This window comes from Agrobacterium sp. RC10-4-1, assembly GCF_014138475.1.
GTDB classification, from domain to species: Bacteria; Pseudomonadota; Alphaproteobacteria; order Rhizobiales; family Rhizobiaceae; genus Agrobacterium; species Agrobacterium pusense.
On sequence record NZ_JACJIT010000006.1, the window covers coordinates 19,454 to 46,185 of the forward strand.

Genomic DNA, 26,732 nt, shown 5'->3' on the forward strand with positions numbered 1-26,732 from the left:
ACGATGCTGCATTCCCTCGCAAATGGTTACAGGGCGATCGTGATAGGGGCATCCGGCGGCATAGGAGGGGCTTTGCTGTCTCTCCTTCAGACAGATCCTCGTTGCGCGCTCGCCCTGCCACTCTCGCGCAGTGGAGGTGATCTTGATATCACCGACGAGGCGAGTGTCGCCGGGGCTGTCAGCCGTCTGTCAGATCAGCGCGGCTCGTTCGATCTGGTCTTTAATGCAACGGGTGCGCTGACGATCGATGGCGTCGGACCGGAAAAGACGATCAAGGCGATTGATCCTTCCCAAATGGCCAAACAGTTCGCTGTCAATTCGATCGGACCAGCCCTGCTGCTGAAGCATTTTGCGCCGCTTCTGAAACGGGAGGAACGGTGCGTTTTTGCCTCGCTGTCCGCACGCGTCGGATCGATAGGAGACAACAGACTGGGCGGCTGGATTTCCTACAGGGCATCGAAGGCCGCCCAGAACCAGATAATCCGAACCGCGGCGATCGAAATCGCGCGTACCCATTCTCAGTCCATCGTGGTGGCGCTCCATCCGGGCACGGTGGATACTGATCTCTCGCAGGCCTTTTCAAAGGGCCGGGAGCGCTTTTCACCGAAACACGCCGCAGCAAGTCTCCTGGCAACGATAGATGGACTTACGCCCGCCCAGACAGGGCAGTTCTTCGCCTATGACGGCCGCAGGATAGAGTGGTAGGGCCGTAAGAGCGGCGAAGGGAGGCGCAAAACACCTCCGTCAAGTGATTAAACTCTACCGTCCGGGGTCCGCTGCAGCCGATCATAGGAACTGGCAGGTCTCCGTTACCGCGACGCCAGGAGATCATCTGTTTCCCGGTACCTGTCCGTGTGAAAGCCCAGCTTGATCAAGCCACGGCTGACCTCCGCCGCATTCATGAATAAATCCCAGATCAGGCCGCTGCGATGGTTTTCCATCATAGCAACCACAGGCCCCTGATCGATGGCGAGATGGGTTTTTGAAACCCAGCCGGTGGACGGCTGGAAGGAATCCATCAGGCCGAAACGCCCCCTCAGCGCGCCGCCACGCCATTGCAGAAAGCGCACAGCCGCCCGTATCGATCGAACCGGCAGGAACGGCATGCTGGAGAGCGCAGCCGTCGTGGCAATGATGCCATGGTCATCGGTTGGAGAATTGACGGCATACCCCTTCGGCCCGTCGCAGGCCGATAGACCCCATCCGTCTTCCGGCGCATAACGGGTGCTGCAATACCGATAGTTGATGAGGCTATGGGCATGGACCTGCTCGAGATAATCACTGCAATAGGCATCACCCAAACCGCGCGGATCGAGAGTGCAGAATGAATATTGCGACAGGAAGAGCGGACCTCCATACGGCTCGCCGAGCGGCAGCCTGACGCCAAGATATTTCGCGTCGTTTCTGATCTCGCCATCGCGCGCCCAGCCGGAGTGGTAGGAGACCGGGTTTATTGCATGCGCGGCCGATCCTGCCGCAAGAACGTAAGTGACCAGAGCCTCGTTCCATCCCGCAATCGGCAGGTTCTTCGCCCAGCCGAAGCGGGGGCTCCAATGCCAGTAGAGAGGGCCGGGCTTTCCCTGTGTAAACCAGTTCCACTCCACTGCCTCCACGATGTGGGTAACCGACCGGCGCAGGTCCATTTCAGTTGATGTCGGCTCGTCAAAGAACTCGCGGGCGCAGATCAGCGCCTGAACCAGAAGTGCAGTCTCAACGAGATCGCCGCCGTCATCGAACTTCGCAAATGGAATTGTCTTTCCGCCGGAGCTGTGGACAAAATGCGGAAAAGCGCCGTGAAATCGTTTCACCGCGCCGAGAGATCGCAGCATAAGGTTCGCCCGATCGATCGCCTCCTGCCGCGTAATCCAGGACCGGTGAACGCCGACAATGAGCGCAAGAAATCCGAACCCCACCCCCGATATGGATGTGATTTCGTGAATCGGCTGACCATCTGATCCCATGCGGTCCCTGGGAAGTCCGCTCTCGCGATGGCTGCCGGACCAGAAGTAGTCGAAGGTAGTGCGATGCAAGTCATCAAGTTCAGCAGAAAATTCGTCCGTCACCTCAAACCTCGAATGATCCGCAGCAAATCGCAACCACATCCGCAAACAGGCTTATCCGACTTGGCCATTGATTCCAAATACCCGTGGAAGTGGTGGACATCGTATTGGTAGACAAAATCGGGGCTGGCTTCTGTCTCGCGCCAAGGGAACATCGTCGGGTCAGCTTGGTTGAAATCTGTGACCACATCCGATCATATAAGATTAGTTAGAGACCGAAGCTCCCATGATCCTATCAATATCCGGCCTCAGAAAGACCTATCAGACCGCCGAAGGGACGATACCGGTTCTCAATGGCGTTGATCTGAGCGTTGACGCGGGAGAGAGCCTTGCATTGACGGGAGAATCCGGCAGCGGCAAAAGCACGCTCCTGCATCTTGTTGGCGGCCTTGATCTGCCCGACAGTGGCACCATCATGGTGAACGGCCGTACGATCACCGATCTTAACGACAGAGACCGCGCAATATTTCGCCGGCATGACGTCGGTTTGATTTTTCAGCAGTTCAATCTGATTCCGAGCCTCGATGTCGGCTCCAACGTCTCTTTCCACGCAAAGCTCGCGGGCCGTTTTGATCGGACGTGGGAAAAGACACTGGTCGAAGCCCTGGGAATTGCGGCGCTCCTCGACCGTTATCCCGAGCAGCTCTCGGGAGGGCAACAGCAGCGGGTTGCGATCGCAAGGACGCTTGCGGCCCGGCCGCCGCTGATCCTTGCCGACGAACCGACCGGCAATCTCGACGAGAACACCGCAGATATCGTTATCGACATCATGCTGCGACTGACGACGTCAGCGAAAATCGCGCTTCTGCTCGTCACCCATTCCAGCCGGCTCGCCGCAAAACTCGATCGGCGCATTGCCCTCAGCGGCGGAAAGGTGTCGCAATGAACGCGACCGCCTTCAGTGCGCTGCTCTCGCACTGGCGCTACAGACCACTGCAATTCTTGATGCTCGTCATGGGCGTGGCGCTCGCGACAGCGCTATGGTCTGCCGTACAGGCCATCAATTCCGAAGCGCGTGCCAGCTATGACAGGGCGGCCTCGCTATTGTCTCAAAACCAGCTGGATCAGCTGGTCGCCAAAGACGGCGGCATGATAGCCTTGGAAACCTACGCCAGACTTCGCCGGGCCGGCTTGGATGTCTCTCCGGTCATCGAAGGTCAACACCGGTTCGGGACGACGCGTATCAGGCTGATCGGGATTGACCCGTTGACGATGCCCTCGGATGGATCGGTACTTCCCCCTTCGGACCGATCCGGCCTTATAGACTTCATGACGGCGCCCGGCGTTATGATTGTCTCACCGGCGACGGCCAGCGCCTTAAAGGATACGGCGGGTCTTGCCGTCAGACCGACGGCCAATATTCCCGACGGGGCGGCTTTCGTCGACATTTCCACTGCCGCCCGCATCCTCGAACGCAAAGGAGATCTCAGCCGGATCGTCATTTCACCCTCACAAGCAGTGGATCGTCAGGCAATCGCGGTTCTCGCACCGGACCTGACAATAAGAGAAGCGGGCGGGCGATCGGACGTTGCGCGGCTCACCGACAGTTTTCATCTCAACCTCACGGCATTCGGCTTCCTTGCTTTTGTCGTTGGTCTGTTTATCGCCTATTCCGCAACCGGTCTGTCATTCGAGCAGAGGCGAGGCACCTTCAGAACCTTGAGATCGCTCGGCATCTCGCTCAGCTCACTCACGGTGATGCTCGTTTTTGAAATTACGCTTTTTGCCTTCTTGTCCGGCGCCTTTGGGGTCGTTCTCGGCTATGTCATCGCTTCTGCACTTCTGCCAGGGGTTGCCGCGACGCTCAGTGGGCTTTACGGGGCGAGCGTTTCAGGCTCACTTTCCATCAGGCCTGAATGGTGGCTGGCTGGTCTAGGCATGGCGCTGATCGGGACGTGGCTTTCCTCGCTGCAACATCTATGGCGTGTCTGGCGGATGCCGATATTGTCCGCGGCGCATAGCCGGGCATGGACAATGGCATCGGTCAGGGGGCTGGTGCTACAGGCAACAATCGGCACATTTCTGATCGTGCTGTCCGGCCTGCTTGTCTGGACTGGCAGTGGGCTCCTATCCGGATTTGCGGTTCTGGCCGCGCTGCTGCTCGGCGCGGCGTTCATTCTTCCTCCTTTTCTCTCCTTTGCCATGAAGGCAGGCGAACACGTTTCCCGACACATACTGGTGCGATGGTTCTTTGCAGATACGCGTCAGCAATTGCCCGGGCTCTCCCTTGCTTTGATGGCATTGCTGCTTGCGCTATCGGCCAATATCGGCGTCGGCACGATGGTCTCGAGCTTTCGAGAGACATTTCTGGGTTGGCTCGATCAGCGACTTGCAGCAGAGGTTTACGTGACAGCGCGAGACGAGACGGAAGCCGAGAAGCTACGCCAGTGGTTTCCTCAGCATACACGCGCGGTTCTGCCCATCTGGAGCAGCCGTGGTGACGTTTCAGGCGAACAGGTGCAGATTTTTGGTGTCGCCGATGATCCTACCTACAGGGATCATTGGCCGTTGATCCTTCGCTCGCCTGCGACCTGGGATGAAATTGCGAGCGGCCGGGGCGCAATCGTCAATGAGCAGTTGTGGCGGACCGGCAAGGCTTCACCTGGCCAGAAAATCCAATTGCCAGGTGGCTGGAGCGCTACCGTCGTCGGCGTATTTTCGGATTACGGCAATCCGTCCGGACAGGTGATTATAGGCATTGATGCTCTTGTTGAGCACTATCCGGATGTCGAAAAACTGCGATATGGCCTTCGCCTTGCGCCGGAGGAGGTGGCGGATTTTCGACGCAGCCTGATGGACGAGTTCGGCCTGCCGGAAGCCAATATCGTTGACCAGGCATCTCTTAAGCGGCAATCCGCAGCCATTTTCGAGCAGACCTTTACGGTGACGGGCGCCCTGAACGTCCTGACGCTCGGCGTTGCCGGTTTTGCGATGTTTTCAAGCCTCTTGACGCTCGCCTCACTCCGGTTGCCGCAACTGGCCCCGGTCTGGGCGCTCGGACTTCGCCGTCGTGATCTGGCGTGGCTGGAGTTTATCCGCACACTCGCTTTGTGGTTCATAACTTTCGTGGCCGCCATTCCCGTCGGGCTTGCTTTGGCTTGGGTTCTCCTCGTGATCATCAATGTGGAAGCGTTCGGATGGCGGCTGCCGATGATCCTCTTCCCGATGGAATGGCTGAAACTGGGCCTTGTCGCCCTCGTGGCCGCCATCATGTCGGTTTTGATCCCGGTCCGGCGATTGGCGAAAACGACGCCCACGGACCTTCTCAGGATATTTGCCAATGAACGCTAGGCCCATCATTCGTCTTTTTTTCGTCTGTTGTCTTCTCGCGCCGGCGGTATCGGTAGCGCAGGGTTTCGCCGGACTGGGGTCAAATGCGGAAGGCTTCAGCGTTCCACGACGAGGGGTGCCGCTGGTTTTTCCACGGGAGCATGGGCCGCATCCGGACTTCAGGATCGAATGGTGGTACGTCACCGCAAATCTCCAGACCGCCGATGGCGAGCAGCTAGGGGCTCAATGGACACTTTTTCGTTCGGCGCTCCAGCCCGGCGAGCGGGCAGGATGGGCGGATCCGCAGATCTGGCTGGGCCACGCCGCCGTGACAACCGCCAGCCGCCATTATGTTGCCGAAAGACTGGCGCGCGGCGGCATTGGACAGGCGGGTGTCGTGGTCGCTCCTTTTAAGGCATGGATAGATAATTGGGAGATGAAGACGGCAGTGACCGGACATGCCGACCCTCTCGATAAAATTGACTTGAACGCCAACGGCAAAGGTTTCCATTATCAGCTCAAACTTCAGGCAAACGGCCCGTTGGTTCTTCAGGGGGACAGGGGCTTTTCGGTCAAATCAGCCGCCGGGCAGGCCAGCTATTATTATTCCCAGCCCTTCTACGAGGTCAGCGGCAACGTCGTTCTTGAGGGCCGGGTCCTGCAGGTGACAGGCAAAGCCTGGCTCGATCGTGAGTGGTCATCCCAGCCCCTCGCTTCCAATCAGACGGGATGGGACTGGTTTTCCCTCCACCTCGCATCCGGCGAAAAGATGATGGCGTTCCGGCTGAGAGATGACGAGGGAGGTTATACGTCTGCCAACTGGATTTCGGCCGATGGCACGACCTCGCCGGTCGATCCCCGGGAGATACAGATTTCGCCCTTGCGGACCGCAACGGTGAACGGCAAGGCGGTTCCGGTGGAATGGAACCTGAAGATTCCAAGCCGGGGTCTCGACATCAAAACGACGGCGCTGAACGAGCAGGCATGGATGGCGACCTCGACCCCTTACTGGGAGGGACCAGTCGAGTTTACGGGAACGGCCTCGGGACGAGGCTATCTGGAAATGACCGGTTATTGAACTCGGCTCTTAAGCGTCGGGGGTCTCACCCGGGGGGAAAGTGCACTTATCTCTCTTCAGACTATTAATCAGGCGGTCCTTGCAAGCCGCCTTATGGTTTGCGGCGGTTGTCCATACTGCCGCATGAAGGCATCGCGCATGCGCCTAAGATCGACGAAACCACTTTCGCGCGCGATCTGATCCATCGGGTGCCGGGTCTCCTCGATCATCAGGCGAGCTGCCTCCAGGCGGATTTGCTCCACGGCCTTGGCGGGTGTCTGGCCGGTTTCGGCATGAAACGCACGGCTGAACTGACGGGGCGAGAGTGCCGCGACCTCAGCCAGTTCCTCGACGGTCAAAGGGTTGGCAAGATGTGTCTTCGCATGGATCAGCGTCTTCTGGATGCGGTCACTGCTGGGTGCAAGTTGGAGCAATTCAGAATGTTGCGACTGACCACCGGCCCGGCGATGATGCATTACAAGTCTTCGGGCTATCGCGCCTGCCACATCGCGTCCCAGATCTTTTTCGATCAGTGCCACTGCGAGATCCAGGCCGGCGGTCAGGCCGGCCGATGTCCAGACCGGTCCCTCGTTGATGAAGATGCGATCGTCTTCAACGCGCACCTTTGGGAAGGACCTGCGCATCTCCTGCGCATAGGACCAGTGGGTGGTTGCGCGCCGTCCGTCGAGAAATCCCATTTGCCCAAGCAGAAACGATCCGGTGCAGAGCCCTGCGACCCGCCGCGATGCCCTGGCCATTGCGCGCAAGGTGGCAAGCGTTGCTTCATCCTGCTGCGGAGGCGGAAGGAGGCCTGCCAGAAGAAGCAGTGTATCCACCTGTCCCACCTCATCGAGTTTTGTGGTCGGCACGGAAAAACCGCTGGACGACATGACAGGGCCACCTTCGACCGAGGTGATCGAGAGCGTATAATAGGCTTCATCCCTCAACACATTGGCCAACTCGAAAGCAGCCTGGACGCCCAGCGCGAGAAACTGGAAACCCGGCGTCAGCACCATGGAAATATGAGGCACCCGTTCCTCCTATCCTGTGTCTTAAAAACGTAGTTTATACGTCATATCGGACAAATGTCATCTGGTCCATAACGTCCGTGTCGAAAGCGATGGCGCTTTCCCCCGAACAAGGAACAGACCAATGACCACAAAGGGAACTGCACTCATCACCGGCGCCTCAACCGGCATCGGCGCGATCTACGCTGACCGTCTAGCCGCGCGCGGTTATGACCTGATCCTTGTAGCCCGAAACGGGGACAAGCTGCAGTCGCTCGCCTCTGAGATATCGAACAAGACGGATCGTGTGGTTGAAGTGCTTGCCGCCGATCTGGGCGATACGGCCGATCTTGCCCGCGTTGAAAAAGTGCTGCGTGAAGACGCCGGCATCACGGCGCTGGTCAACAACGCCGGTATCGGCACCCACACGACGCTGCTGGAAAGCGATGTCGATCGCATGGAAGCCATGATCCGGCTCAACGTGACCGCTTTGATGCGCCTGACATACGCGGCAGTGCCAGGCCTGGTGGCGCGCGGCGGCGGCACGGTGATCAATATCGCTTCGATCGTTGCGGTTGCGCCAGAACTGCTCAACGGCGTTTACGGTGGTACCAAGGCTTTTGTGCAGGCGTTTACCACATCGCTCAATCACGAACTCGCAGACCGTGGCATCCGGGCGCAGGCCGTCCTGCCCGGTGCCACCCGGACCGACTTCTGGGCAATCGGAGGCCTGCCGGTCGAACATCTTCCCGACGAGATCGTCATGCAGGCCGAGGATATGGTCGATGCCGCGTTGGCCGGGCTCGATCAGGGGGAAACCAGCACCATTCCCGCGCTCAGGGATGTCGAGCTATGGCACGCCTATGAGGCGGCACGTCTCGCGCTCGGCCCTCAGCTTTCCGCCACCCGGCCGGCAACGCGTCTGATCGCGGCAGCCTGAAACGTCCGCCCTTTATGGTTTGAGACATTCGGAATCTTCGTCGCAGCGTGTCAATCGGTGAACGGCACGGTGGCCTCCCTTTCCCAGGGGCCACCGAGATATCTCCACAGGTCAAGCCCTACAATCGTGATGTCGTGGGGCGAGAAGCCATCTGTAAGCGTGCGATAAAGCTCGTTTGCCTTCGCTCGCGAAGCCTTGTTTTGAACCGTGATGTGCGGTCGCCACGCCTGCATGTCTTGGGAGCCAAGCCATTGGACGAAATCGCTCCGCAGGGCACCACGAACCGAGTTCAGCGTCGCGCTTTCAATCGTGAACGCGACGCCAGCACCGAGATGACGGACACCGCTGACTTGGGCCGAAATCACGCTGGTACCTTTCGCAATGGATCGTAGGCTCTCGCCAATTACGTCCACATATTCGCCCGGCAGGCGGTAAAACATCGTCAGATGCGCCCGCAGGAAATTCCGGTCCTGCGGGAAATATTGCTGACGAAGCAGATCGAAGGGCATGAGATCGTGCTCTGCGATGCGGGCTGTCAGGATCATCGGATGGCGTGTCTTCAAATTAGCGGATCCGGGCTTGTCGCCCGGGTTTCCGAAGCGATCTCGGTGGCAGTGGCATCCCGTCGCAGCTCCTAGAACTCGATGACCTGGCGTACAGCGCTTCCGTCATGCAGGCGGTCGAAACCTTCGTTGATATCCTCGAGCTTGAGCCTTGCACTGAGCAAACGGTTCACCGGCAGCCGCCCATCACGGTAAAGCGCGATGAAACGCGGAATATCGCGGACGGGCACACAGGTGCCGATATAGCTGCCTTTGAGTGTCCTCTCCTCGGCAACCAGTTGCACGATGTTCACCGGCAGGGTCGCGGACGGCGGCGGCAGGCCTGCGGTCACGGTCGTGCCGCCGCGTTTGGTCATCCTGAAGGCATTTTCGAGAGCGCGAATGGAACCGGCCATCTCGAATGCGTAGTCAGCGCCACCGGAGGTAAGCTGTCGAACCTGTTCGACGGCATCTTCATCGCGGCCGTTCACCACTGCTGTCGCGCCAAGTTCACCGGCAAGCGCCAGCTTTTCCTCTGAGAGATCGACGGCGACGATCTTGCTGGCGCCAGCCGCCCGGGCTCCCAGCACTGCGGCAAGACCGACGCCACCCAGCCCGATGACGACGGCAGTTGAGCCGGCCTTTATCTCGGCCGTATTCACGACTGCGCCCACGCCCGTCAGAACCGCGCAGCCGAAAAGCGCGGCTTCCACAAATGGCAGGTCGCGGTCGATCTTGATAAGTGAATTGCGCGAAACGACGGCATATTCGGCAAAAGCGGATACCCCGAGATGATGATGGACGGCTTGACCGCGATAATTCAGCCTCATCGCGCCGCCGACAAGTGTTCCTGCTGCGTTGGCCGCAGCACCCGGTTCGCAAAGCGCTGGCCGACCTTCCGCACAAGGCAGACAATGCCCGCAGCTCGGCATGAAGACCATTACGACGTGATCACCCGGTTCGAGGTCCCGGACCCCATCCCCAAGGGCCTCGACAACGCCGGCTGCCTCGTGCCCCAGCGCCATCGGCATTGGCCGGGGCCTGTCACCGTTGATGACGGAAAGATCGGAGTGACAAAGGCCGGCGGCGCGGATGCGAACGAGGACTTCGCCGAGGCCGGGCTGCGAAAGTTCGATTTCCTCAATCGCAAGAGGCCTGCTTTCGCGGTAAGGAGGAGACACATTCATCCTCTGCAACACAGCTGCTTTGACCCGCATTATTCCCTCCTTCACCGACTTTCCCCAGAAATACACGATATCCGTCCACCAGTAATGCAAGGAGTGGCATAAACTGTTTTGAATTGGATTGACCAACCCGTCCGGCGTGCAAAAACCGCCGAGGAGCGTCGTCTTGTCCCGTATAGCCAGCGCGGTCTGAACGCGACGGTTTCGACGGCGAAACGCGCTCCGCGCGGCCTTTGCGCGTGGACGCGAAAGCAATGGCCAGATGCTACAGACCTGCTTTGGAGCAAGGCAGTGAACACTCCGCTCGATATCGACGGATACGGCGGTAGAACTGGGTGCGCTCGATCCCGAAATGAGCGCCCGCTCAATCACGAGTTTCGAAGAACAGTGGCAAGATCAGGATTTGCTCTTCACGAAAATCGCGCCGATGGCAGGAAAACCATTCGATACTCTTTGAGACCAAGGAGGACGCCATGAGAGCTGCTGCTTGATCACGGAAACTACGTTGCTGATTTTCGATCGGTGTAAACATACATGGCAACGCCTTCACCACGTGGATCGTGGGATCCAAGAATCGTTTCTTGATCCTGGATGCAGATGACGCCCGCCTGTCCGAAAATCGGCGACAGTGCCGGCAGTGGCAAGACGTCATGCCCAAGCGCAGTCAGTCCCCCGATAATGTTCGCGTCAGGCGACTGCTCGACTTTCAGGCTGTGATGCACGTCGGAAAATGTCTTGCCAAGCAGAAAACGAGGTTGTGCCAAAGCCTGTTCGGGCGTCATGCCGTAGTCGAGCAGGCCTGTGAGCACCAGCGACAATGTCTGCGGCTGGCCATCTGCCCCTTGCGTTCCGTAAAGCAAATAGGGGGATCCATCCTTGAACGCGATGCCCGGGTTGAGGGTATAGAAGGGCCGCTTTCCAGGCTTTATGGCGTTCGGATGGCCGCTTGCAACCGAAAACGCCGCGCCGCGGTTCTGCCAGATGACGCCGGTGTCGCCAACGACCACGCCGCTGCCCCAGTCGAAATATGTGCTCTGAAGCACGCTTGCACAGCGCCCCTGCTCGTCGGTTGCCGCGAAGAAGACCGTGTCACCATGCTGGTAAGCATGAGGCCATTCGAGCGCCCGCTCGTGGTCGATGGCCTGAGCTTTCTTCTCAAGCCGGGTTGGGTCAAGAAAGCCGGGAGAGTTGCCGTCGGCGAAATCCGGGTCGGCGATATGTTCGCGATCGAGGAACGCCTGTTTCACGGCTTCAACCAAAAGATGGTAACGCGCTGCGCTTGATGGCGGTAGTGACGCCAAATCCAGCCGGGACAAAATGCCAAGGATCGCAAGTGTGGAAAGCCCCTGCGTCGGCGGGGGCGGGGCGAAAAGCGTTACGCCGCGATAGTCCTGCGACACGGGTTCCGCATCGCGGGTGCGGGTGAGTTGCAAGTCGACAGCAGTGATCGGCGAGCCCAGCGAAGCCATCGCCTCTCCAAGGCGGCGCGCCAACTCTCCCTCATAAAAGGACCGATAGCCATGCTCGGCGATGTGCCGAAGGGTTCGAGCGAGCGGATGTTGCGTGAAAATGCCCATGCTTGCTGGATGATCAAACGCGGCTGCGAAACCCGGCCATTGGGCTATTTCGGGGCGTCTGAATTCAAGCCAGAAATCTTGTGTGTTGCCCGGCTGGTATCCGTTTTCCGCAAAAGCTATTGCGGGCATCAGAAGATCGGAAAGCTGCTCGCGGCCTTGCCAATGCTGCTGTCCAAACGCCAGGGCATGACCCCAGCTATCTACCGCGCAGGCGGTCGTTATCATGGAAGAGGGGCCGCGCAGCGGGATTGCCGTCTGATAGTCGGGAAGGACCGCCGCGGCCTGACCTATTCCCAGAAAGGACCGGCGGAGGCCCTGCTTGTCGGCGACCAGCCATACGGCATCGCCGCCCAGACCGCAAAAATGCGGCATCACCACCGCAAGTGCCGCAGCGATCGCAACGGCCGCCTCGATAGCATTGCCGCCACGTCTTAGTACCGCTGCGCCGGCTTCGCTTGCCAGGGGATGTGGACTGGTGACCATTCCCGGCAGGGCAGCTTCCGGCACAGGTAGCGACATGATATTTCCTCTCTTGACGGACTGGCCGAAAACTTCCGGCCAGGGATGCACATCGTGGCTCGCTCAGTCGATCTTGTAGGCGAGCTTGCGGTCGTCCAAGGACGGCAGGAACTGGCGGGTGAATACCTGTTCGGGCTTTGGCTTGGAAGGCAGCTGATAGCCTTCGGCCACGATATCGATCGAACGCGCAAGACGAGCGTCATCAACGTCGCCGAGGCCGAGCCTTTCGACTTCCGGCGAGATGATCAGGTTCTCGTAGGAGAATTTCATGCGCGCAAGTTCGAGTTCTTCCTTGGCGAGATTGTCGTAGGCCAACACGGCCTCTATGCCTGCCCTGGAATTTTCGGCGATTTCCCTGGCGGCCTTGTTCACCGCGCGTACCAGTCCTTCCACCGCTTTCGGGTTTTCCCTGACGAGTTTCTGCGACACCATCATGCCGTTGGCGTAGAGATCAAGGCCATAATCGCCGAAGGACAGCCAGTTGTAGTCCTTTGCCGGGTCCTGGCGATTATTGATGAGGTTGAACCAGCTGGTGATGTTGAACACGAGGGCGCCGTCGATATCGCCCTTGATGAGCATCGGCTCCTGCAGGTTGGGACCCATGTTCTCGATCGCGACCTTGGTCATGTCAACCTTGTTGATCGTACCCAGCACGTTGACGAGGCGGGTTGTAGGTGTGCCCTGCGCGCCGCCCAGCTTCTTGCCTTCCAGATCGGCCGGCTTGGTGATGTTGGTTTCCTTCTTGCTGACGATGGCGAAGGGCGGCTTGCTCCAAAGCTGGTAGACCATGACGGGCACGTCGTTCGGCCGTGTGGCGGCATTCTGGATGATGGCGTTGATATCGCCGAAGCCGGCATCGTAGACGCCCGACATGATACGCGTGACCGTTGCCGCCGAACCCTCGCCCTGATCGATGGTGACATTGAGGCCCTCGTCCTTGAAGTAGCCCTTCTGCAAGGCGAGCAGGAAGGGGGCGTCCGAGCCTTGCGTCTTCCAGCCGAGGGTGAACTTGATATCCGTGTCAGCCCGGGCGACACCGCCGAGGCAAAGGCTAAGTGCAAGAGTCGAGATCAGTTTCTTCAGCATGTCTGGCTCCATTTGTTTTGAGTAGATGTTCAGGCGGCAGTGAAATCCTGGCCGCGGGCGGCCCAGCCCGTGACGCGTGCCTCGATAAGGGAGAAGGCGACGTAGAGAAGCACACCCAGAAGGGCGAGGATGAAAAGGCCGGCAAAGACCAGCGGCACATCGAAATTAGACGAGGCCGACATCATGACATTGCCGATCCCGCGGTTGGAGGCCACGGTTTCCGACAGGACGGAGCCGACGAAGGCGAAGGTGACGGCGATCTTCAGCGAGGCGAAAAAGAAGGGCATCGTGCGCGGCAGTCCGACATTCCAGAGGATGTCGAGCTTGCTTGCGCCCAGCGATTTAAGCACGTCCTCCAGCTCCGGCTCGGTCGTTGCAAGGCCGGTAGCGATGTTGACGACGATCGGGAAGAAGCACATGGCGAGCGCAGTGAGAATTGCCGGCACGGAGCCGGAGCCGAACCACAGAACGAAGATCGGCACAACCGCTACCTTGGGGATCGACGAAAAACCGATCAACAGGGGGTAAGCCGTATCGTAAGCCACGCGCGACACGCCGATTGCAGCCCCGATGGCAACGCCGACCGCCACTCCGAGGACAAAGCCAACCATCGTCGTCCAGAGTGTCTGGATTATATGTGGCACGAGGATCGGAAAGCGCTCGACAAGCGTCTGGAAGACCTGGCTTGGACGAGGCACGACGAGATCGGACACCTGCAAGGCTATACAGAGGATTTCCCAAAGGACGAAGAACGCGAGGATGAGAGCGGCGGCCCAGAAGCGGCGGCGCAATTCGTAGGTCATGGGTCAGGCTCCCTGGATGGCGGTGTCAGACCGGGCATCGATGATGAGTTCGCGCAGGCGCTGGTTGAGCGCGACGAAATCGTGCTCGAAGGTCATTTCGATTGTGCGGGGGCGCCGGAAATCGACGGGGCTATCATCGATAATGCGACCGGGCCGCGCACTCATGACGCAGATGCGGGATGCCAGGAAACCTGCTTCCTTCAGGTCATGGGTGATGAGCAGGACGGTCGGCTTGCGCTTCATCCAGAGCGACTGCATCGTGCCCCATAGTTCTTCGCGGGTAAATTGATCGAGCGCGCCAAAGGGTTCGTCGAGCAGAAGCAGGCTGGGTTCGTGAACGAGCGCTCGGCAGAGATTGGCGCGCTGGAGCATTCCACCGGAGAGCTGCCATGGGTAATGGCTGGCGAACTTGTCCAGGCCGACATCTGCAAGCAAGGCGCGGACCCGGTCGCGGAATTCACCGTTTTTCTTCGCTCGGTATTCGGCACGGAACGGCTTCACGATCTTGAGTGGCAACATCACGTTGCGCTCTATCGTCAGCCAGGGAAGCATGGTCGGGTTCTGGAAGGCCATGCCGATGCGCAGCGCCTTGGCGCCAACTTCTCGCCCGCCAACGATGACCGCGCCCCTGGTCGGCTGCAGCAGGCCGGCGGTAAGCCGCATGATCGTTGACTTGCCGCAGCCGGAGGGGCCGACGAGTGCCACAAATTCCCCGTCGGCAATGCGCAGATTCGTCTCTTGCAGCGCAACGACTGCCTGTTCCTTGCGGCCGAAGGAAACCGCGGCTTGCGAGAGCTCCACGGCGGGAGCGGCGGATGTCGTCAGTTGAGGCATAGTCAGCATTAGGTCACCGTGAAAAGCGTTTCGATAACTGTATGCAATCTACGTGCCAAAATACATGCATGCTCAATTGTCTTGTTCTGCATTCGATATCTCCGGCGTGTAAAATGAATGCACTAATTGTATGCATGTGTTTTGGGCATTTTTGATTTGCCTTGCATTTAAATGCGGCAGCGCGCCGAGTTGATTTTCCCCGTCGCCTCGCTTATCGATTGGCCGGAGAAGAGGGTTGGCAATGACCGGCAGTAAACGTTCGGTAAGAGGTGAAGGGGATCGCGTCGCTGCGATTTGTACGGCTCTGCGCCGTGCCATCATCGAGCGGGCGCTGCAGCCGGGTGACCGGCTGCCGGAGGATGCGCTCGGTGAGCGATTCGGTGTCAGTCGCACTATTGCCCGTCACGCGCTCGGCCAGCTTGCGGCCGAAGGTCTCGTCGACCTTCGGCGAAACCGTATCGCCGTGGTCGCTACGCCATCCTTCGAGGATGCCCGGGATATTTTTGACATCCGCCTTGATCTGGAAAAGCAGGTGGTGAGACGTCTCGCGGGCAAGTTGACGGACGCGCAGGCCAAGCAGCTGAAGGCAATCGTCGAGGCCGAGCATGAGGCCCGGCACGGGCCTGAAGGCGCTTCGATCCGCCTCGCCACAGACTTCCACGTGCTTCTGGCAGAGATGACCGGCAAGCCTATCCTGATCCGATATGTCACGGAAATCTGTTATCGTGCAGGCCTGTCGCTTGCTGCCTTCGGGCGGCCACACTCCTCCGACTGCGCGGTCAGCGAGCATCTTGACCTGATCGAGGTGATCCGCACCGGGCCGGCGGAGAAGGCTGAGGCGATGATGGTCGAGCATCTCGAGGCGGTTGCCTCGCGGGCGCTGTTGCAAAGCTCAGGCGCCAAGCCACGCGACCTGATGGATATCCTGGCGCCTTATGCAGACTGAAAGGAGCCGGGCTCCTCTGACGTTTGGCGGGCGACGGATGGGTCGAGTATCCATTCGGCGCTGTCGTTCCAGACGTCTGTATCCAGGATCAGGCCGTCACGCACGGTGAATCGGTCGATATATCGGTTGTTGTCGAAAGGGGTGCCGTCCGGCCATTCGCCGTAGAGATAGCCGAGGCTATAGATGATGGTTTCCGTTTCGCCAGGCACGACGTCGTAACGCTCGATACTCTTCTTCACCCATTTATAGCGAGCCGCGTTGAAGTCGGTTGGGCCGCTCGGTGTGTTAAAAAGCCGATTGCCGGTAAAGCGGCAGATGAAGCCCGGGGCGACATAGGTCGCGGCGCGAGCAGGATCGCGCGCCATTGAGGCAGCGAGATAGTCCTTCACCGATTGCAGATCGCGTTCTGTTGTCTCGTTCATGGAAATCTCCAAATCTGTTGCGAATGTTTCGTCAAAAGTGCATACATTTATTGTTACGCAAACTACCCATCGAGTTGCAATATGTCATTTCAAGAATCCTTCGATCTTGTGCTGCGCGATGCACGCGTGAAAGGATGCGCCGCGCTGCAGGATATAGGCGTCACCAATGGCCGCATTGCCGCTATCGGTCAGATCGCGGCGGGAGCAGGCCGGAAGGATGAGGCAGTCGGCGGGAGGCTGGTGCTGCCGGGTTTCGTCGATACCCATGTTCATCTCGACAAGTCGTGCCTCTTGTGCCGTTGCAGCGATGCAGGAGGCGGGCTGAAGGGCGCGATTGCCGCGGTTGCCCGTCTGAAGCGGGACTATACGGTCGAGGACGTCTATGCCCGCGGAGCCCGGACGATGGAGATGGCAATTGGCAAGGGTACGATGCACATGCGCACCCATGTGGAGGTTGATCCGCGGGTGGGCTTGCGCAGTTTTGAGGCGATGAAGCGGTTGAGACAGGATTTTGCTTTTGCACTCGATCTTTCCATCTGCGTGTTTCCGCAGGAAGGGCTGACCAATGATCCGGGCACGGAGGAATTGCTCGAACAGGCGCTTGTCGAAGGTGCGGACCTTCTCGGCGGCTGCCCCTATACAGACAGCGATCCGTCCGGCCAGATGGAACGGCTTTTCGCCTTGGCCACGCGACATGACGTGGACCTGGATTTCCATCTGGACTTTGACCTCGATCCAAGCTGGGGGCATCTTGAGGAGATTTGCGACCGGACGGAAAAGGCTGGTTGGGGCGGGCGGGTGGCTGTCGGCCACGTGACCAAGCTTGCAACCATGAACGAAGCAATATTTGAACGTCGGGTCGCGCGGTTGTTCCAAGCGGGCGTCGCGGTAACGGCGCTGCCTTCGACCGATCTCTATCTGAACGGCCGGGAAGCCGGTTTTCGCGCCGTGCGAGGCATAGCACCCGTGCATATCCTCAAGGATCGGGGTGTCACGGCATCGATCGCCAGCAACAACATACTCAACCCGTTCACGCCCTTTGGCGACTGTTCACTTCTGCGCATGGCCAATCTCTACGCCAATGTGATGCATCTCGGGCCGGAGGATTTCGCGGCCTGCCTGGATCTCGTCTCGGAGGATGCAGCCCGGCTGATGCGGATCGACGGTTACGGGCTGGTTGTCGGCGCGATGGCCGACATCCTCGTAATGGGAGGCGAAGACGTGACCGAGGTCTTCGGCGGGTTGGGCGAGCCGGTCATGGGTTTCAAGCGGGGGCGCAAGAGTTTTGTCAGGCCAACCGCTACGGTGCTCCGGCCTTGACATTTTTGGAGCACCGCTGCGTCGTTCTGGTTCTCCCCCGACCTGCGGTCCCGGTGGGCCGGTGCCGGCTCCGAACAGGATACTGTCCTGCGAAGCGCTCTGATTCCGCTTTAAGGTTGTTTTCCCGCACGCAATAGCACGAGGCTACGGTCGATCAGAACATATTCGGCGGCTTCGATTTTTCGGTCAGTCGCTTCGGGATCGACTGTCGTGAGGACTTCCACCCATCCTCCGCTTACCTCCGGAAGAGCGAATGGAACGGACCCGTCATGGGGATTGGACAGGATGAGGATATCATCCCAACCTTCTTCCTCATCGTGATCGCGGCGAACACGCAGCCCGATGGTGGTGGCGCCGGGATCATCCCATTGCTCCCGGGTCTGCTCGCTGGCCGCCGGGTTGTACCACGTTATGACCATTCCGTCGCGCCAGTCGTCGCGCCTCAAAATCGAATGTTCATGACGCAGCGAAATCAATCTGCGGGCGAAATCGCGCAGTTGTGCGGCGCTTGCGGGTAGATCCTCCCAATGCACCCAGCTCAGTTCGTTATCCTGGCAGTAGGCATTGTTGTTGCCCATCTGGCTGCGGCCAAACTCGTCGCCAGCCAGAAGCATCGGTGTTCCATGAGAAAGAAAAAGCGTCGCAAGAAAATTTCGCTTCTGACGGTCGCGGAGAGTAATTACTCCCTCGTCATCGGATGGTCCTTCCACGCCAAAATTAAAGCTTCGGTTGTCGCCATGACCGTCCTTGTTATCCTCGCCGTTCGCCTCATTGTGCTTGTCGTTGTATGAAACGAGGTCGTTGAGCGTGAAGCCGTCATGCGCTGTCAGGAAATTTACGCCGGACCAGGGACGACGGCCGCGCAAGTCATAAACATCGCCGGAGCCGAGGATACGGGCCGCGAAATCCCTGGTCGTGCCATCCCTGTTTCTCCAGTAATCCCGCACGGTATCGCGGTACTTGTCGTTCCACTCTGCCCAGCCTGGCGGAAACCCACCGACTTGATAGCCGCCCGGCCCAATGTCCCATGGTTCTCCAACAAGCTTCAGACGTGACAGCACGGGATCCTGCCCGACGGCATCGAAGAATCCGCCGCGCTGGTCGAACCCTTCCGGCTCGCGTCCCAGGATCGTGCCGAGATCAAATCGGAACCCGTCGATCTCCATCTCCTGCGCCCAGTAGCGCAACGAGTCCGTAACCATCTGCAAAACGCGCGGGTGGGAAGTGTTTACCGTGTTTCCGGTGCCGGTGTCGTTGATGTAATAGCGCGGCTCGTCCGGCATTGTGCGGTAATAGGAAAAGTTGTCGATGCCTCTGAAAGAGAGGGTTGGCCCCATCTCATTGCCTTCGGCGGTGTGATTGTAGACGACGTCCAGGATGACCTCGATCCCGGCACCATGAAAAGCGCGAACCATGTCCCGAAAGCCCTGGATGCCCCGCGGACCCATGTAGCGGTTCGCCGGAGCGAAGAAGGCAAGCGTATTATATCCCCAATAGTTTTTCAGACCTTTTTCCAGCAAATGGGCGTCGTCCGGAAACCAGTGTACCGGAAGCAGCTCAATGGAGGTAACCCCCAGACTCTTGACGTAGTCGACGATCTCTTTCTCCCCAAGGCCCTCAAATGTGCCTCGGAGAGCTTCCGGAACAGCGGGGTGAAGCTGCGTGAAACCCTTGACGTGGGTCTCATAAAATATTGTCTTCGACCAGGGGATGTCGGGGCGCTGTTGACCCCTTGGCGCGTCGGACCTGGCGACCACGCGAGCCTTTGGCACAAACGGCGCGCTGTCAGTGTCGTCGAAGGACAAGTCCTTGTCCGGACTGTCTGTCACGTAAGCAAATTGCGGCTGCCCCCACTCTATGTCGCCCACGACTTCGCGCGCATAGGGATCGAGCAGAAGCTTGTTAGGGTTGAACCGGTGCCCGCTTTCGGGTTCGAACGGGCCGTAAACGCGGTAACCGTAAAGTGCGCCTTCTTTCAGGCCCGGTACATAGCCGTGCCAGACCTCGTTGGTGTATTCCGGAAGCTCGAGGCGTTCGATCTCCGCGGTCCCATCGCTTGAAAACAGGCAGAGTTCCACCCGCTCCGCATGGGCGCTGAACAGCGCGAAATTCACGCCATCTCGGTCCACAGTCGCGCCGAGTTGACGGTGGTCACCGGCGAGAATACGGGAGTTTCTGCTGATCATGGATGCCTCTGGAAAACGGGTGGGATCTTGCGGGTGAGTGGAGACGCGGTGTTTTCGTCGCATGAGAAACACAAATGCGTCAGGAACGTTCCCTCCCGTATGGCGACAATCTTGCAGCCAGAGGCATGGGCCATTCGGTTTCGCGAGTGAGTTATCCGATGTCGGCCGGAACAGACAAAGACCGGCGGGCGCTGGTACTATCGCCCCGGAGATGAGCGACTGTTCAGGACGTTGCGCCGCTCCTGAACAGTCTGGCAGTTTTGTGGTGAAATTGAGCTTCTGTTACGTTTGCGGTGACAGGTTTTCCTCCGCTGCGCCGTCCGGGACCGGGGCGTCGACCGGACCGAATTCACTTTCCCACTCGGCACTTGCGGCATGCCACTGCTCTTCGTCCTGACCTTCCGGACGACCGGCCTGCTCCCACAGTTCGTAAGCGCGCTTCGAAATCCATTCCTCGCGATCGGTGCCCATTTCATTCTCCCTTTGAGGTGTGAAGCAATATTGTCCTGCCCCAACCTTCGCCACCAACGAAAGTTCCGGTGGCGCCGCGTGGGCATCAGGCAACCGTCACCATTGTTGTCCGCGAACATGGCGATCTCACTGAGGCGGACGGCGCGCCCGGTATTTTGGGAACAGGGCGAGCCCGGAACGGCGGAAGCAGCCGGAGCGTGGGAGGATGATCCCAAGCGGGCAGAGCGTGAACGACGCGGCGGCTCAGTCCGGATTTAGATCGCGTTGCAGGCCTTGTGTCGGATGATTTCTGGACGGCGGATGCCGAGGGCTCGCTTCACGAAACTTCGAGCGTCCTGACGAAGTCGGCAGTCTGGTGCGCGTGAACACGCGTGAAGCGGATCAACTCATCGAAGTGCCGCTGCATCTTTCGGATGGATTCAGCATTGTTCAGCACGAGATACATGCCGCCGACGAAAATCGCAGCGCGTTGCGATCCGAAAATCGTATAGGGCACGGAAAACCGTTCTTTCTCATTAAACAGTAACAATCTGAACGACGGATAGAGTTCATTGATCAGGTTTGACATGTACTGAAGCTGCTCGGCACGTATCTCCCTTTTCAGTCCCCGCCACATGCCGCTCCCCTGGGCAAAGGCCTCAAGTGTCTCGCGTGGCATACACACTTCCATGTCCGTGCCGGGTTGACGATTGTAATCGAGCCTGAATGCCGTTTCGCTTGCTTGCGCCTTGACGCTTTGATGCGCGGATCTCGCCTCGAAGGCGATGATCTGTGGCGTGCGGAGCAGGTCGGGAATGCGGGCCGGCACGTAGCGTATCTTGGAGCCCGCGGCCTCTGCATGCCACTTCATCAGGAGGGTGTCGGTGTAGTCTTCGCCACCTTCCTCTATCTCGAAGCTCGGGCGCAGTTCGCCCATCAGCCCCGGATCGTGCGAAATGCCAAGCAGCCAGTCCAGTGAAACGGAATGACGTTCGGCAATATTCAGAAGCGTTTCAACGCGCGGCAGCCGCGCCGAATCGCTTGATAGAAGTTGCGAGAGAGCCGATCGGTCGATCCCGATCTCGGCTGCAAAGGCCGAATGACTTAATCCGGAGCGGGAAACCAGCTCCGTCAGCCTGATGCGAAACAGGTTGGAAAGCGCGCGCTTGTCCACTTTTCACCTCGTTGTTTACAATTATCACCATATTCTACTTTTTGTGATCAAAATCAACGGTTGGTAACCATAATCCCGTTGTGTACCGCGCCCTGGGGTGAAAATCTCTCATTACATTCTAATCGAGGGATATTATGAGTGACATTGCCAGTGAATCCAACGCAGTAAGCCGGCCTCGCCCGAAGTCGCTCAGGATCGAGTGGCCGACGATAGGATTGCTGATCGTCTGTTATGGTCTCTGGGCCGGCGCTGGTTACGCCCTCTATCCGCTTTATCCGTTTGCAGCGCTTGTCTTGATGGGCATCGCTGTCGCGTTGCATTCATCACTTCAGCACGAGGTGCTGCATGGGCATCCGACCCGCAACGCAAGGCTCAATGAAGCGCTGGTGTTTGCCCCGCTCGGGATTTTCTATCCCTACCGCAGCTACAAGCGGACACATCTGCAGCACCATGCGGATGAGCGGCTGACGGACCCGTTCGATGACCCGGAAAGCTATTACCGCGCCATGGGCGACTGGGAGACTTTGCCTGGATTTTTAAAGACATTGCTCGGATGGAACAACACGCTGATTGGACGCCTTCTGATCGGTCCGCCGCTGATGGTCGTCGGATTCACGATATCGGAGTGGCGAAAGATCGCCAAAGGTGACCGGCGGGTCATCTATGCCTGGGTTCTGCATATGGCTGGTCTCATTCCCACGTTGCTGGTCATATCCCTGCTGTTCGGTATTCCGCTCTGGCAATATATCGGTGTCGCTGCCTATCTCGGCATTTCCATCATCGCCATCCGCTCCTATTGTGAGCACCAGTGGGCCGAGCGGCCGGACGGGCGAACGATCATCGTCGAGAACTCCGTTCTGGCCCCCCTGTTTCTCTACAACAACCTGCATTTCGTGCATCACAAGCTGCCGACTGCGGCGTGGTATAAGCTGCCATCGCTTTATAAGGCCAGACGCGCCGAATGGCAGACGATGAACGAGGGCTATGTTTTTGCCAATTACTTCGAGGTTTTCCGCGCTTTTGCCTTCCGTGCGAAAGAGCCGGTGGTGCATCCCGTATTGGGACGGCCCGAATTGGTTCCCGCAACAACGGCCGTCGCCTATGTGCCAACTGATTTCGTAGCCTACGTGATGCCCGATAATTCCTTGAGATCGGACGCCTCGACGTGACCTTGATAGCGGCGCTGCCGATGTATGACTGGCCGGAATTGCGTGCTGAGACCGATGCCATGTGGGCGGGAATGCGCGTAAGATTTCTTGCGCAAGGTATCGGTGCTCCCGAGCGTCTTGTCCGGAGCAACGCAGATATGCCGCCTGTTCCCGGTGGCATTCGTGATGAGGCAGGATCCGTCATCGCTCCGGATCCTGCCACGCTTGATCCTTTCTCCCTCGATCTCGCAGTCTTGTGGCGCCATCCAAACCTTCTCGTTTCCCAGACATGCTGGGGTCCTATGGAGCTTGGCCTCGAAGATCACGTCGAGGTCATCGGTCAGGGCAATTATGACGGGATCACAGGCGGCGCGGGTGCATTTTACTCAAGTGCCCTCATCGCCCGGATTGGTGAAGGCGGCGACGACGTCGCCCCGTCCGAGGAAGGCGAGGCAATTCTGCCGCTCGGATTTTTCGGTCAGAAAAGGCTGGCGTTTAATGAGCACCGGTCCCTGTCCGGTTATCTTAGCCTCAAACGCGATTTACAGGCGGCCGGTCAAGGCCTCGATATGTTCCCGGAACTGGTTGAGACTGGCTCGCACCGCGCTTCGGTGATTGCCGTTGCCCACGGTGATGCCGATATTGCCGCGATTGATTGCAAATCCTGGATGATTGCCCAACGATATGAGCCGGCAGCAGCAGGCCTTCACGTTGTCGGCTGGACCGCGCGGCGCAGAGGCCTGCCCTTCATCCGCGCTAAGGGTATGGATATTAAACTCGCGATGTGACGGAGAAGCTGGAGACAGTGTGGCCGTCAACCGGTTTTGCATGTGCCTGTAGCGCCGCCTGATATCAGTTTGGCGGCGTGTTTTGCGACATAAGGGATCGGATAGCCTCGATGTCCGCCGAAGGCGGCCGGTCATCTGAGTAAGGGGCGACATGGGTGCGGAGCAGGCCGTAGAGCGCGTCGGTACCGGGCGCCCTTGCCGCAACGGATTGAATGAAATCATGCGCCTGTGTCGCCGCCATCCATTCTATCGACAGGATATATTCGGCATTTTCGATAATTGCGAGGAGCTTGTTGGCGGCGGCGGTTGGATGAGCCAGGAAGTCTTCTTGCAGAGCGGAGGTCAGCCCGCCATCGGTGGAAGCGGGCGCCGCAAGGCGCCGGTTTTCGTTGGACAGCGCAGCTGCGGTATATTGCGCGATCATGAAACCGGAATGGCTGCCGGGATCGGAAGCGAGAAATGGAGGAAGCCCGCTCACCAGAGGGTTGACGAGCCTGTCAATCCGCCGTTCGCTCATCGCCGCGATCTGGGAGAGTGCGATGGCAAGACTATCGGCTGCCTGTCCAAGGGCCGGGGCCACCGCGTGAGCCTGCGACCATACGATGGGCTCTTCCGGTGACCCGGCGAGCGCCGGATTGTCTGTCACGGAGGCCAGTTCTCGGTCGATGATGGTCGCGCAGCTATCGAACACATCGCGTGCCGCGCCATGCGCGTGGGGAATGGCGCGCAGGCTGAGGGCATCCTGTGTACGCTTGCCAAGCGACGCTTCGATGAGACCGCTGCCTTCAAGACGCGTCCTGAGGGCTTTTCCCACCGTTGCCATGCCCGGTGAGGAGCGTAGCGAGAGCACGGCTTCTTCGAAGGCCGACATCTGGCAACCGACCGCTTCCAGAGTCAGCGCGGCAATAGCATCCGCCCAATCAAGCAGCCGTGCTGCGCGTGCCAGAGCGACACTGGAGAGGCCCGTCGCACATGACGTGCCATTGACAAGGCTCAAACCTTCCTTGGCGCCAAGAACGAGCGGTTGAAGGCCCATTTCCGCCAAAGCGTCCCGACCGCTTAATGATTTGCCACCGAGCTTTGCCCTGCCTTCGCCAATCAACACGAGCGCAATATGGGCATTATGTATCAAATATCCGGCTGACCCTTTTGAGGGCACATCAGGGATACAGTCGCATTCCAGGAACCTCGTCAGATGGGCAACGATCTCCCTGCGGACACCGGAGTAACCATGGGCGAAGTTGGCTATTTGTGAGGCAATGATTGCGCGTACCTCGTGACGGCCAAGCAATGGGCCGACGCCGCAGGCGTGACTGAGAACGATACTGCGGGAAAGCTTTCCCTGGGCAGCGCGATCGACCACCGTGTCAGCCAGAGCGCCAACACCTGTGTTGACGCCATAGGCACGGATACCGTTTTCAACGATGCCGTCGACAATTCGGCTTGCCCTTTCGATCCGCCGGTAGGCTTCGTCCGAAAGGACGAGATGATCGCCTTGGCTCACAAGGGCGACATCGTGCCAGCTCAGGGCCTTGTCCAACATGACCGTCATGAGGTTCTCCTCGGGGAACGCCGTCTAGACGGAAGACGACGACATTGTGTTGCCATTGACTGATCCGGTTTGTACGCCTGCCTGTGTATCAGGTGCTGTACAGGCGGTAGCGGCTTCCGGGATAGAGCAGGCGCACCGACGAGATGACACCAACGTCAGACCATGTCCGGCGTCGCACCAGAAGGCAGGGCTCTGCTTTGGAGATCGCCAAAAGCTTGCATTCCCAAGGCTGCGCTGTAACGGCCTCGATATGTTGTTCAGCCCTGATGATCGGTGCCACGGCGGTGAGATAGCCGTTCGGCGTTCTGGTGCTGAAGTCCTGATTGACGTAATCCGGGACGATCCCGTGGTTTACGAAACGATCTTCGATCTGCATCGGGACGGAATCTTCCGCGTGGACGATAATCGAATGAGCAACCGTCGCGCCCACATCGACAGAAAGCGCTTCGGCGAGTTCGGCATCGCATGTCTCCATGCGAAGCAGAACGATCTTTGCCGTGTGAATGCCGCCATTCTGGTTGATCTCGTCGGCAATATTGGGAACACTTTGGAATTGGGACGTTCGCTTTTTACTTGCAACGAACGAGCCTTTGCCTCGGACACGGACCAGAAATCCTTCGTCCGCCAGTTCGCGCAGCGCCCGGTTGGCGGTCATGCGGCTGACACCGAGCATGTCCACCAGTTCATTCTCCGATGGTACACGCTGGCCGATCGACCATTCGCCCGTTTCGACGCGGCTGCGAACGTAGTCCTTGAGTTTGACGTAAAGCGGCGGGGAAATTGCCGCTTCATCCTGCCGATTTTCGACCTGTTTCTTTACCGTGTGCATGGGTTCCAAGTCGCTTGGTCGTCACAGCCCGAAATCTCGGCGTCTGACATAGGGAAATGCATGTATGCGGGTATGGGTGGGCCATACCCGCAAATGATGATCATTTCAACTTGTGAGCCGTGAGCCACTCTTCGGCGACGACGTCGAAGCTGTCATGATTGGCCAGTCGACCGTTCATGACGATGAGATCCTTGGTGGTCAAGGCTGCGGATACGGCGTTGAGCGTCGTTGTCACGACATCGCTGACCTTTGGTGTCGCGATAACCGGGACGATGTTCTGTGCCGGGAAGAGGTTCTTCACATCTTCAAGAATGATGAGATCATTGGCGGCAATGGCGGGATCCGTCGAGAAAAGGTTTGCCGCCTGCACCTGATCGTTCACCAGCGCAGACAGCGTCAAGGGACCGCCGACATCGAGCGACTTGAAGGACTTGAACTCCAGGCCGTAAATGTCCTTGAGGCCGATGATGCCTTCTTTACGGGTTTTCCATTCCGGCGGACCGCCGAGCACCAATTCTGAGGCGACCGGTGCCAGATCGGCAATTGTCTTCAGCTTGTATTTCTCGGCGGTTGCGCGTGTCACGGCGACGCCGTCCGAGTCCTGTGCTTCAGATGGCGTCAGCATCGACACGCCCTTTGGCAGAGCGGCCTTGAGCGCATCCGCCACGTCCGCCGGTGCGTGCGCCGTGGCGTTTTTGTCGAGATAGCTCAGCGTCGCACCCGCATATTCGGGCAGGAGATCGATCGAGCCGTCGAGCAGGGCGGGGATGTAGACCTCACGGCTGCCGATGCTGAGTTTCGTCTCCACCTTGATGCCCTTTGCAGCAAGCGCCTTGGCGTAGATGGTCGCCAGAAGCTGGCTTTCGGGGAAGTCGGCAGAGCCGACGATGATGGTCGAGGTGTCCGTTCGCGCCGCCGGGGCCGCGCCCAGCGGGTCGGTCTGGCCAAACGATGTGGTCGCCGAAAGCGCCATGAAGGCCAATGCGCCAGCGGCTTTTAAAATCCTGAATGCCATGCAGCTGCTCCTCTTGTTTTTTA

Annotated in this window: 24 protein-coding genes; 9 read left to right on the forward strand and 15 right to left on the reverse strand. The window is 58.9% G+C overall.

What is annotated here, in order from left to right; all coding sequences use genetic code 11:
* Positions 1-3: 3 nt before the first annotated feature.
* Positions 4-705, forward strand: a complete 702-nt coding sequence (locus FHW77_RS17200) for an SDR family NAD(P)-dependent oxidoreductase (RefSeq protein ID WP_162699262.1) — start codon at positions 4-6, stop codon at positions 703-705.
* A 104-nt stretch (positions 706-809) separates the two neighbouring features.
* Here the strand turns inward: FHW77_RS17200 and FHW77_RS17205 are convergent, their stop codons facing one another.
* On the reverse strand, positions 810-1,961 hold the full coding sequence (locus tag FHW77_RS17205; RefSeq protein WP_100911608.1) for a glucoamylase family protein: 1,152 nt from the start codon (positions 1,959-1,961) through the stop codon (positions 810-812).
* A gap of 325 nt (positions 1,962-2,286) precedes the next feature.
* Here FHW77_RS17205 and FHW77_RS17210 point away from each other — a divergent pair, with 325 nt between their 5' ends.
* Genes FHW77_RS17210 through FHW77_RS17220 form a run of 3 tightly spaced genes read left to right on the forward strand, consistent with a single transcriptional unit; the run spans position 2,287 to position 6,408 of the window.
* Positions 2,287-2,946, forward strand: a complete 660-nt coding sequence (locus FHW77_RS17210) for an ABC transporter ATP-binding protein (protein WP_037090959.1) — start codon at positions 2,287-2,289, stop codon at positions 2,944-2,946.
* Positions 2,943-5,351, forward strand: coding sequence for an ABC transporter permease (locus FHW77_RS17215; protein ID WP_100911385.1), 2,409 nt, complete (start codon positions 2,943-2,945; stop codon positions 5,349-5,351). Before FHW77_RS17210 ends, FHW77_RS17215 begins: the two co-directional genes overlap by 4 nt.
* Entirely contained in the window at positions 5,341-6,408 is a 1,068-nt protein-coding gene (locus FHW77_RS17220; protein WP_044459736.1) for a lipocalin-like domain-containing protein, read from the forward strand. Before FHW77_RS17215 ends, FHW77_RS17220 begins: the two co-directional genes overlap by 11 nt.
* 68 nt (positions 6,409-6,476) lie before the next feature.
* Here the strand turns inward: FHW77_RS17220 and FHW77_RS17225 are convergent, their stop codons facing one another.
* The gene (locus tag FHW77_RS17225) at positions 6,477-7,418 is read right to left on the reverse strand and encodes a GlxA family transcriptional regulator (RefSeq protein WP_197483830.1); all 942 of its coding nucleotides are present in this window, start codon (positions 7,416-7,418) and stop codon (positions 6,477-6,479) included.
* Positions 7,419-7,539: 121 nt separating this feature from the next.
* On the opposite strand from FHW77_RS17225, the gene FHW77_RS17230 reads away from it, so the two are divergent.
* Complete coding sequence (locus FHW77_RS17230; RefSeq protein ID WP_034498443.1) at positions 7,540-8,334, forward strand: SDR family NAD(P)-dependent oxidoreductase; 795 nt, start codon at positions 7,540-7,542, stop codon at positions 8,332-8,334.
* Positions 8,335-8,384: 50 nt separating this feature from the next.
* On the opposite strand, the gene FHW77_RS17235 is transcribed toward FHW77_RS17230, so the two are convergent.
* The 6 genes from FHW77_RS17235 to FHW77_RS17260 form a co-directional block, all read right to left on the reverse strand.
* Entirely contained in the window at positions 8,385-8,897 is a 513-nt protein-coding gene (locus FHW77_RS17235; RefSeq protein ID WP_234826073.1) for a 2'-5' RNA ligase family protein, read from the reverse strand.
* Between the two features lie 71 nt (positions 8,898-8,968).
* A complete protein-coding gene (locus FHW77_RS17240; RefSeq protein WP_044459739.1) occupies positions 8,969-10,093 on the reverse strand; it encodes a zinc-dependent alcohol dehydrogenase family protein in 1,125 nt (374 codons plus the stop codon).
* A gap of 467 nt (positions 10,094-10,560) precedes the next feature.
* Positions 10,561-12,120: a gamma-glutamyltransferase family protein gene (locus tag FHW77_RS17245; protein ID WP_034498601.1), complete on the reverse strand. Its 1,560-nt coding sequence runs from the start codon at positions 12,118-12,120 to the stop codon at positions 10,561-10,563.
* Positions 12,121-12,219: 99 nt separating this feature from the next.
* The gene (locus tag FHW77_RS17250; RefSeq protein ID WP_182590605.1) at positions 12,220-13,242 is read right to left on the reverse strand and encodes an ABC transporter substrate-binding protein; all 1,023 of its coding nucleotides are present in this window, start codon (positions 13,240-13,242) and stop codon (positions 12,220-12,222) included.
* A 29-nt stretch (positions 13,243-13,271) separates the two neighbouring features.
* Entirely contained in the window at positions 13,272-14,045 is a 774-nt protein-coding gene (locus FHW77_RS17255) for an ABC transporter permease (protein ID WP_006698710.1), read from the reverse strand.
* Between the two features lie 3 nt (positions 14,046-14,048).
* Entirely contained in the window at positions 14,049-14,888 is an 840-nt protein-coding gene (locus FHW77_RS17260; protein ID WP_044459740.1) for an ABC transporter ATP-binding protein, read from the reverse strand.
* A gap of 232 nt (positions 14,889-15,120) precedes the next feature.
* Between FHW77_RS17260 and FHW77_RS17265 the strand changes: the two genes are divergently transcribed.
* Positions 15,121-15,825 (forward strand): GntR family transcriptional regulator, encoded by a 705-nt coding sequence (locus FHW77_RS17265; protein ID WP_006698708.1) that lies wholly within the window; start codon positions 15,121-15,123, stop codon positions 15,823-15,825.
* Here the strand turns inward: FHW77_RS17265 and FHW77_RS17270 are convergent.
* Positions 15,813-16,247, reverse strand: a complete 435-nt coding sequence (locus FHW77_RS17270; protein WP_182590606.1) for a nuclear transport factor 2-like protein — start codon at positions 16,245-16,247, stop codon at positions 15,813-15,815. The genes FHW77_RS17265 and FHW77_RS17270 overlap by 13 nt on opposite strands.
* 81 nt (positions 16,248-16,328) lie before the next feature.
* On the opposite strand from FHW77_RS17270, the gene FHW77_RS17275 reads away from it, so the two are divergent.
* The gene (locus FHW77_RS17275; protein ID WP_044459742.1) at positions 16,329-17,567 is read left to right on the forward strand and encodes an amidohydrolase family protein; all 1,239 of its coding nucleotides are present in this window, start codon (positions 16,329-16,331) and stop codon (positions 17,565-17,567) included.
* A 110-nt stretch (positions 17,568-17,677) separates the two neighbouring features.
* Here the strand turns inward: FHW77_RS17275 and glgX are convergent, their stop codons facing one another.
* The 3 genes from glgX to FHW77_RS17290 all read right to left on the reverse strand — a co-directional run bounded on the left by glgX (position 17,678) and on the right by FHW77_RS17290 (position 21,377).
* Positions 17,678-19,753 carry a glycogen debranching protein GlgX gene (gene glgX / locus FHW77_RS17280; protein WP_044459743.1) on the reverse strand — a complete coding sequence of 692 codons (2,076 nt, stop codon included), beginning with the start codon at positions 19,751-19,753 and terminating at the stop codon, positions 17,678-17,680.
* 282 nt (positions 19,754-20,035) lie between these two features.
* Positions 20,036-20,224: a DUF2934 domain-containing protein gene (locus FHW77_RS17285; protein ID WP_004438121.1), complete on the reverse strand. Its 189-nt coding sequence runs from the start codon at positions 20,222-20,224 to the stop codon at positions 20,036-20,038.
* A 316-nt stretch (positions 20,225-20,540) separates the two neighbouring features.
* Positions 20,541-21,377 (reverse strand): helix-turn-helix domain-containing protein, encoded by an 837-nt coding sequence (locus FHW77_RS17290; RefSeq protein ID WP_044459744.1) that lies wholly within the window; start codon positions 21,375-21,377, stop codon positions 20,541-20,543.
* Positions 21,378-21,511: 134 nt separating this feature from the next.
* On the opposite strand from FHW77_RS17290, the gene FHW77_RS17295 reads away from it, so the two are divergent.
* Both FHW77_RS17295 and FHW77_RS17300 read left to right on the forward strand, forming a co-directional pair.
* A complete protein-coding gene (locus FHW77_RS17295; protein WP_022563528.1) occupies positions 21,512-22,546 on the forward strand; it encodes a fatty acid desaturase in 1,035 nt (344 codons plus the stop codon).
* A gap of 20 nt (positions 22,547-22,566) precedes the next feature.
* On the forward strand, positions 22,567-23,313 hold the full coding sequence (locus FHW77_RS17300; RefSeq protein ID WP_044459936.1) for a phosphate/phosphite/phosphonate ABC transporter substrate-binding protein: 747 nt from the start codon (positions 22,567-22,569) through the stop codon (positions 23,311-23,313).
* Between the two features lie 64 nt (positions 23,314-23,377).
* On the opposite strand, the gene FHW77_RS17305 is transcribed toward FHW77_RS17300, so the two are convergent.
* The 3 genes from FHW77_RS17305 to FHW77_RS17315 form a co-directional block, all read right to left on the reverse strand.
* Positions 23,378-24,865: an HAL/PAL/TAL family ammonia-lyase gene (locus FHW77_RS17305; RefSeq protein ID WP_044459745.1), complete on the reverse strand. Its 1,488-nt coding sequence runs from the start codon at positions 24,863-24,865 to the stop codon at positions 23,378-23,380.
* Between the two features lie 88 nt (positions 24,866-24,953).
* The gene (hutC, locus tag FHW77_RS17310; protein ID WP_034498429.1) at positions 24,954-25,694 is read right to left on the reverse strand and encodes a histidine utilization transcriptional repressor HutC; all 741 of its coding nucleotides are present in this window, start codon (positions 25,692-25,694) and stop codon (positions 24,954-24,956) included.
* A gap of 100 nt (positions 25,695-25,794) precedes the next feature.
* On the reverse strand, positions 25,795-26,709 hold the full coding sequence (locus tag FHW77_RS17315; RefSeq protein ID WP_182590607.1) for an ABC transporter substrate-binding protein: 915 nt from the start codon (positions 26,707-26,709) through the stop codon (positions 25,795-25,797).
* Positions 26,710-26,732 lie beyond the last annotated feature (23 nt).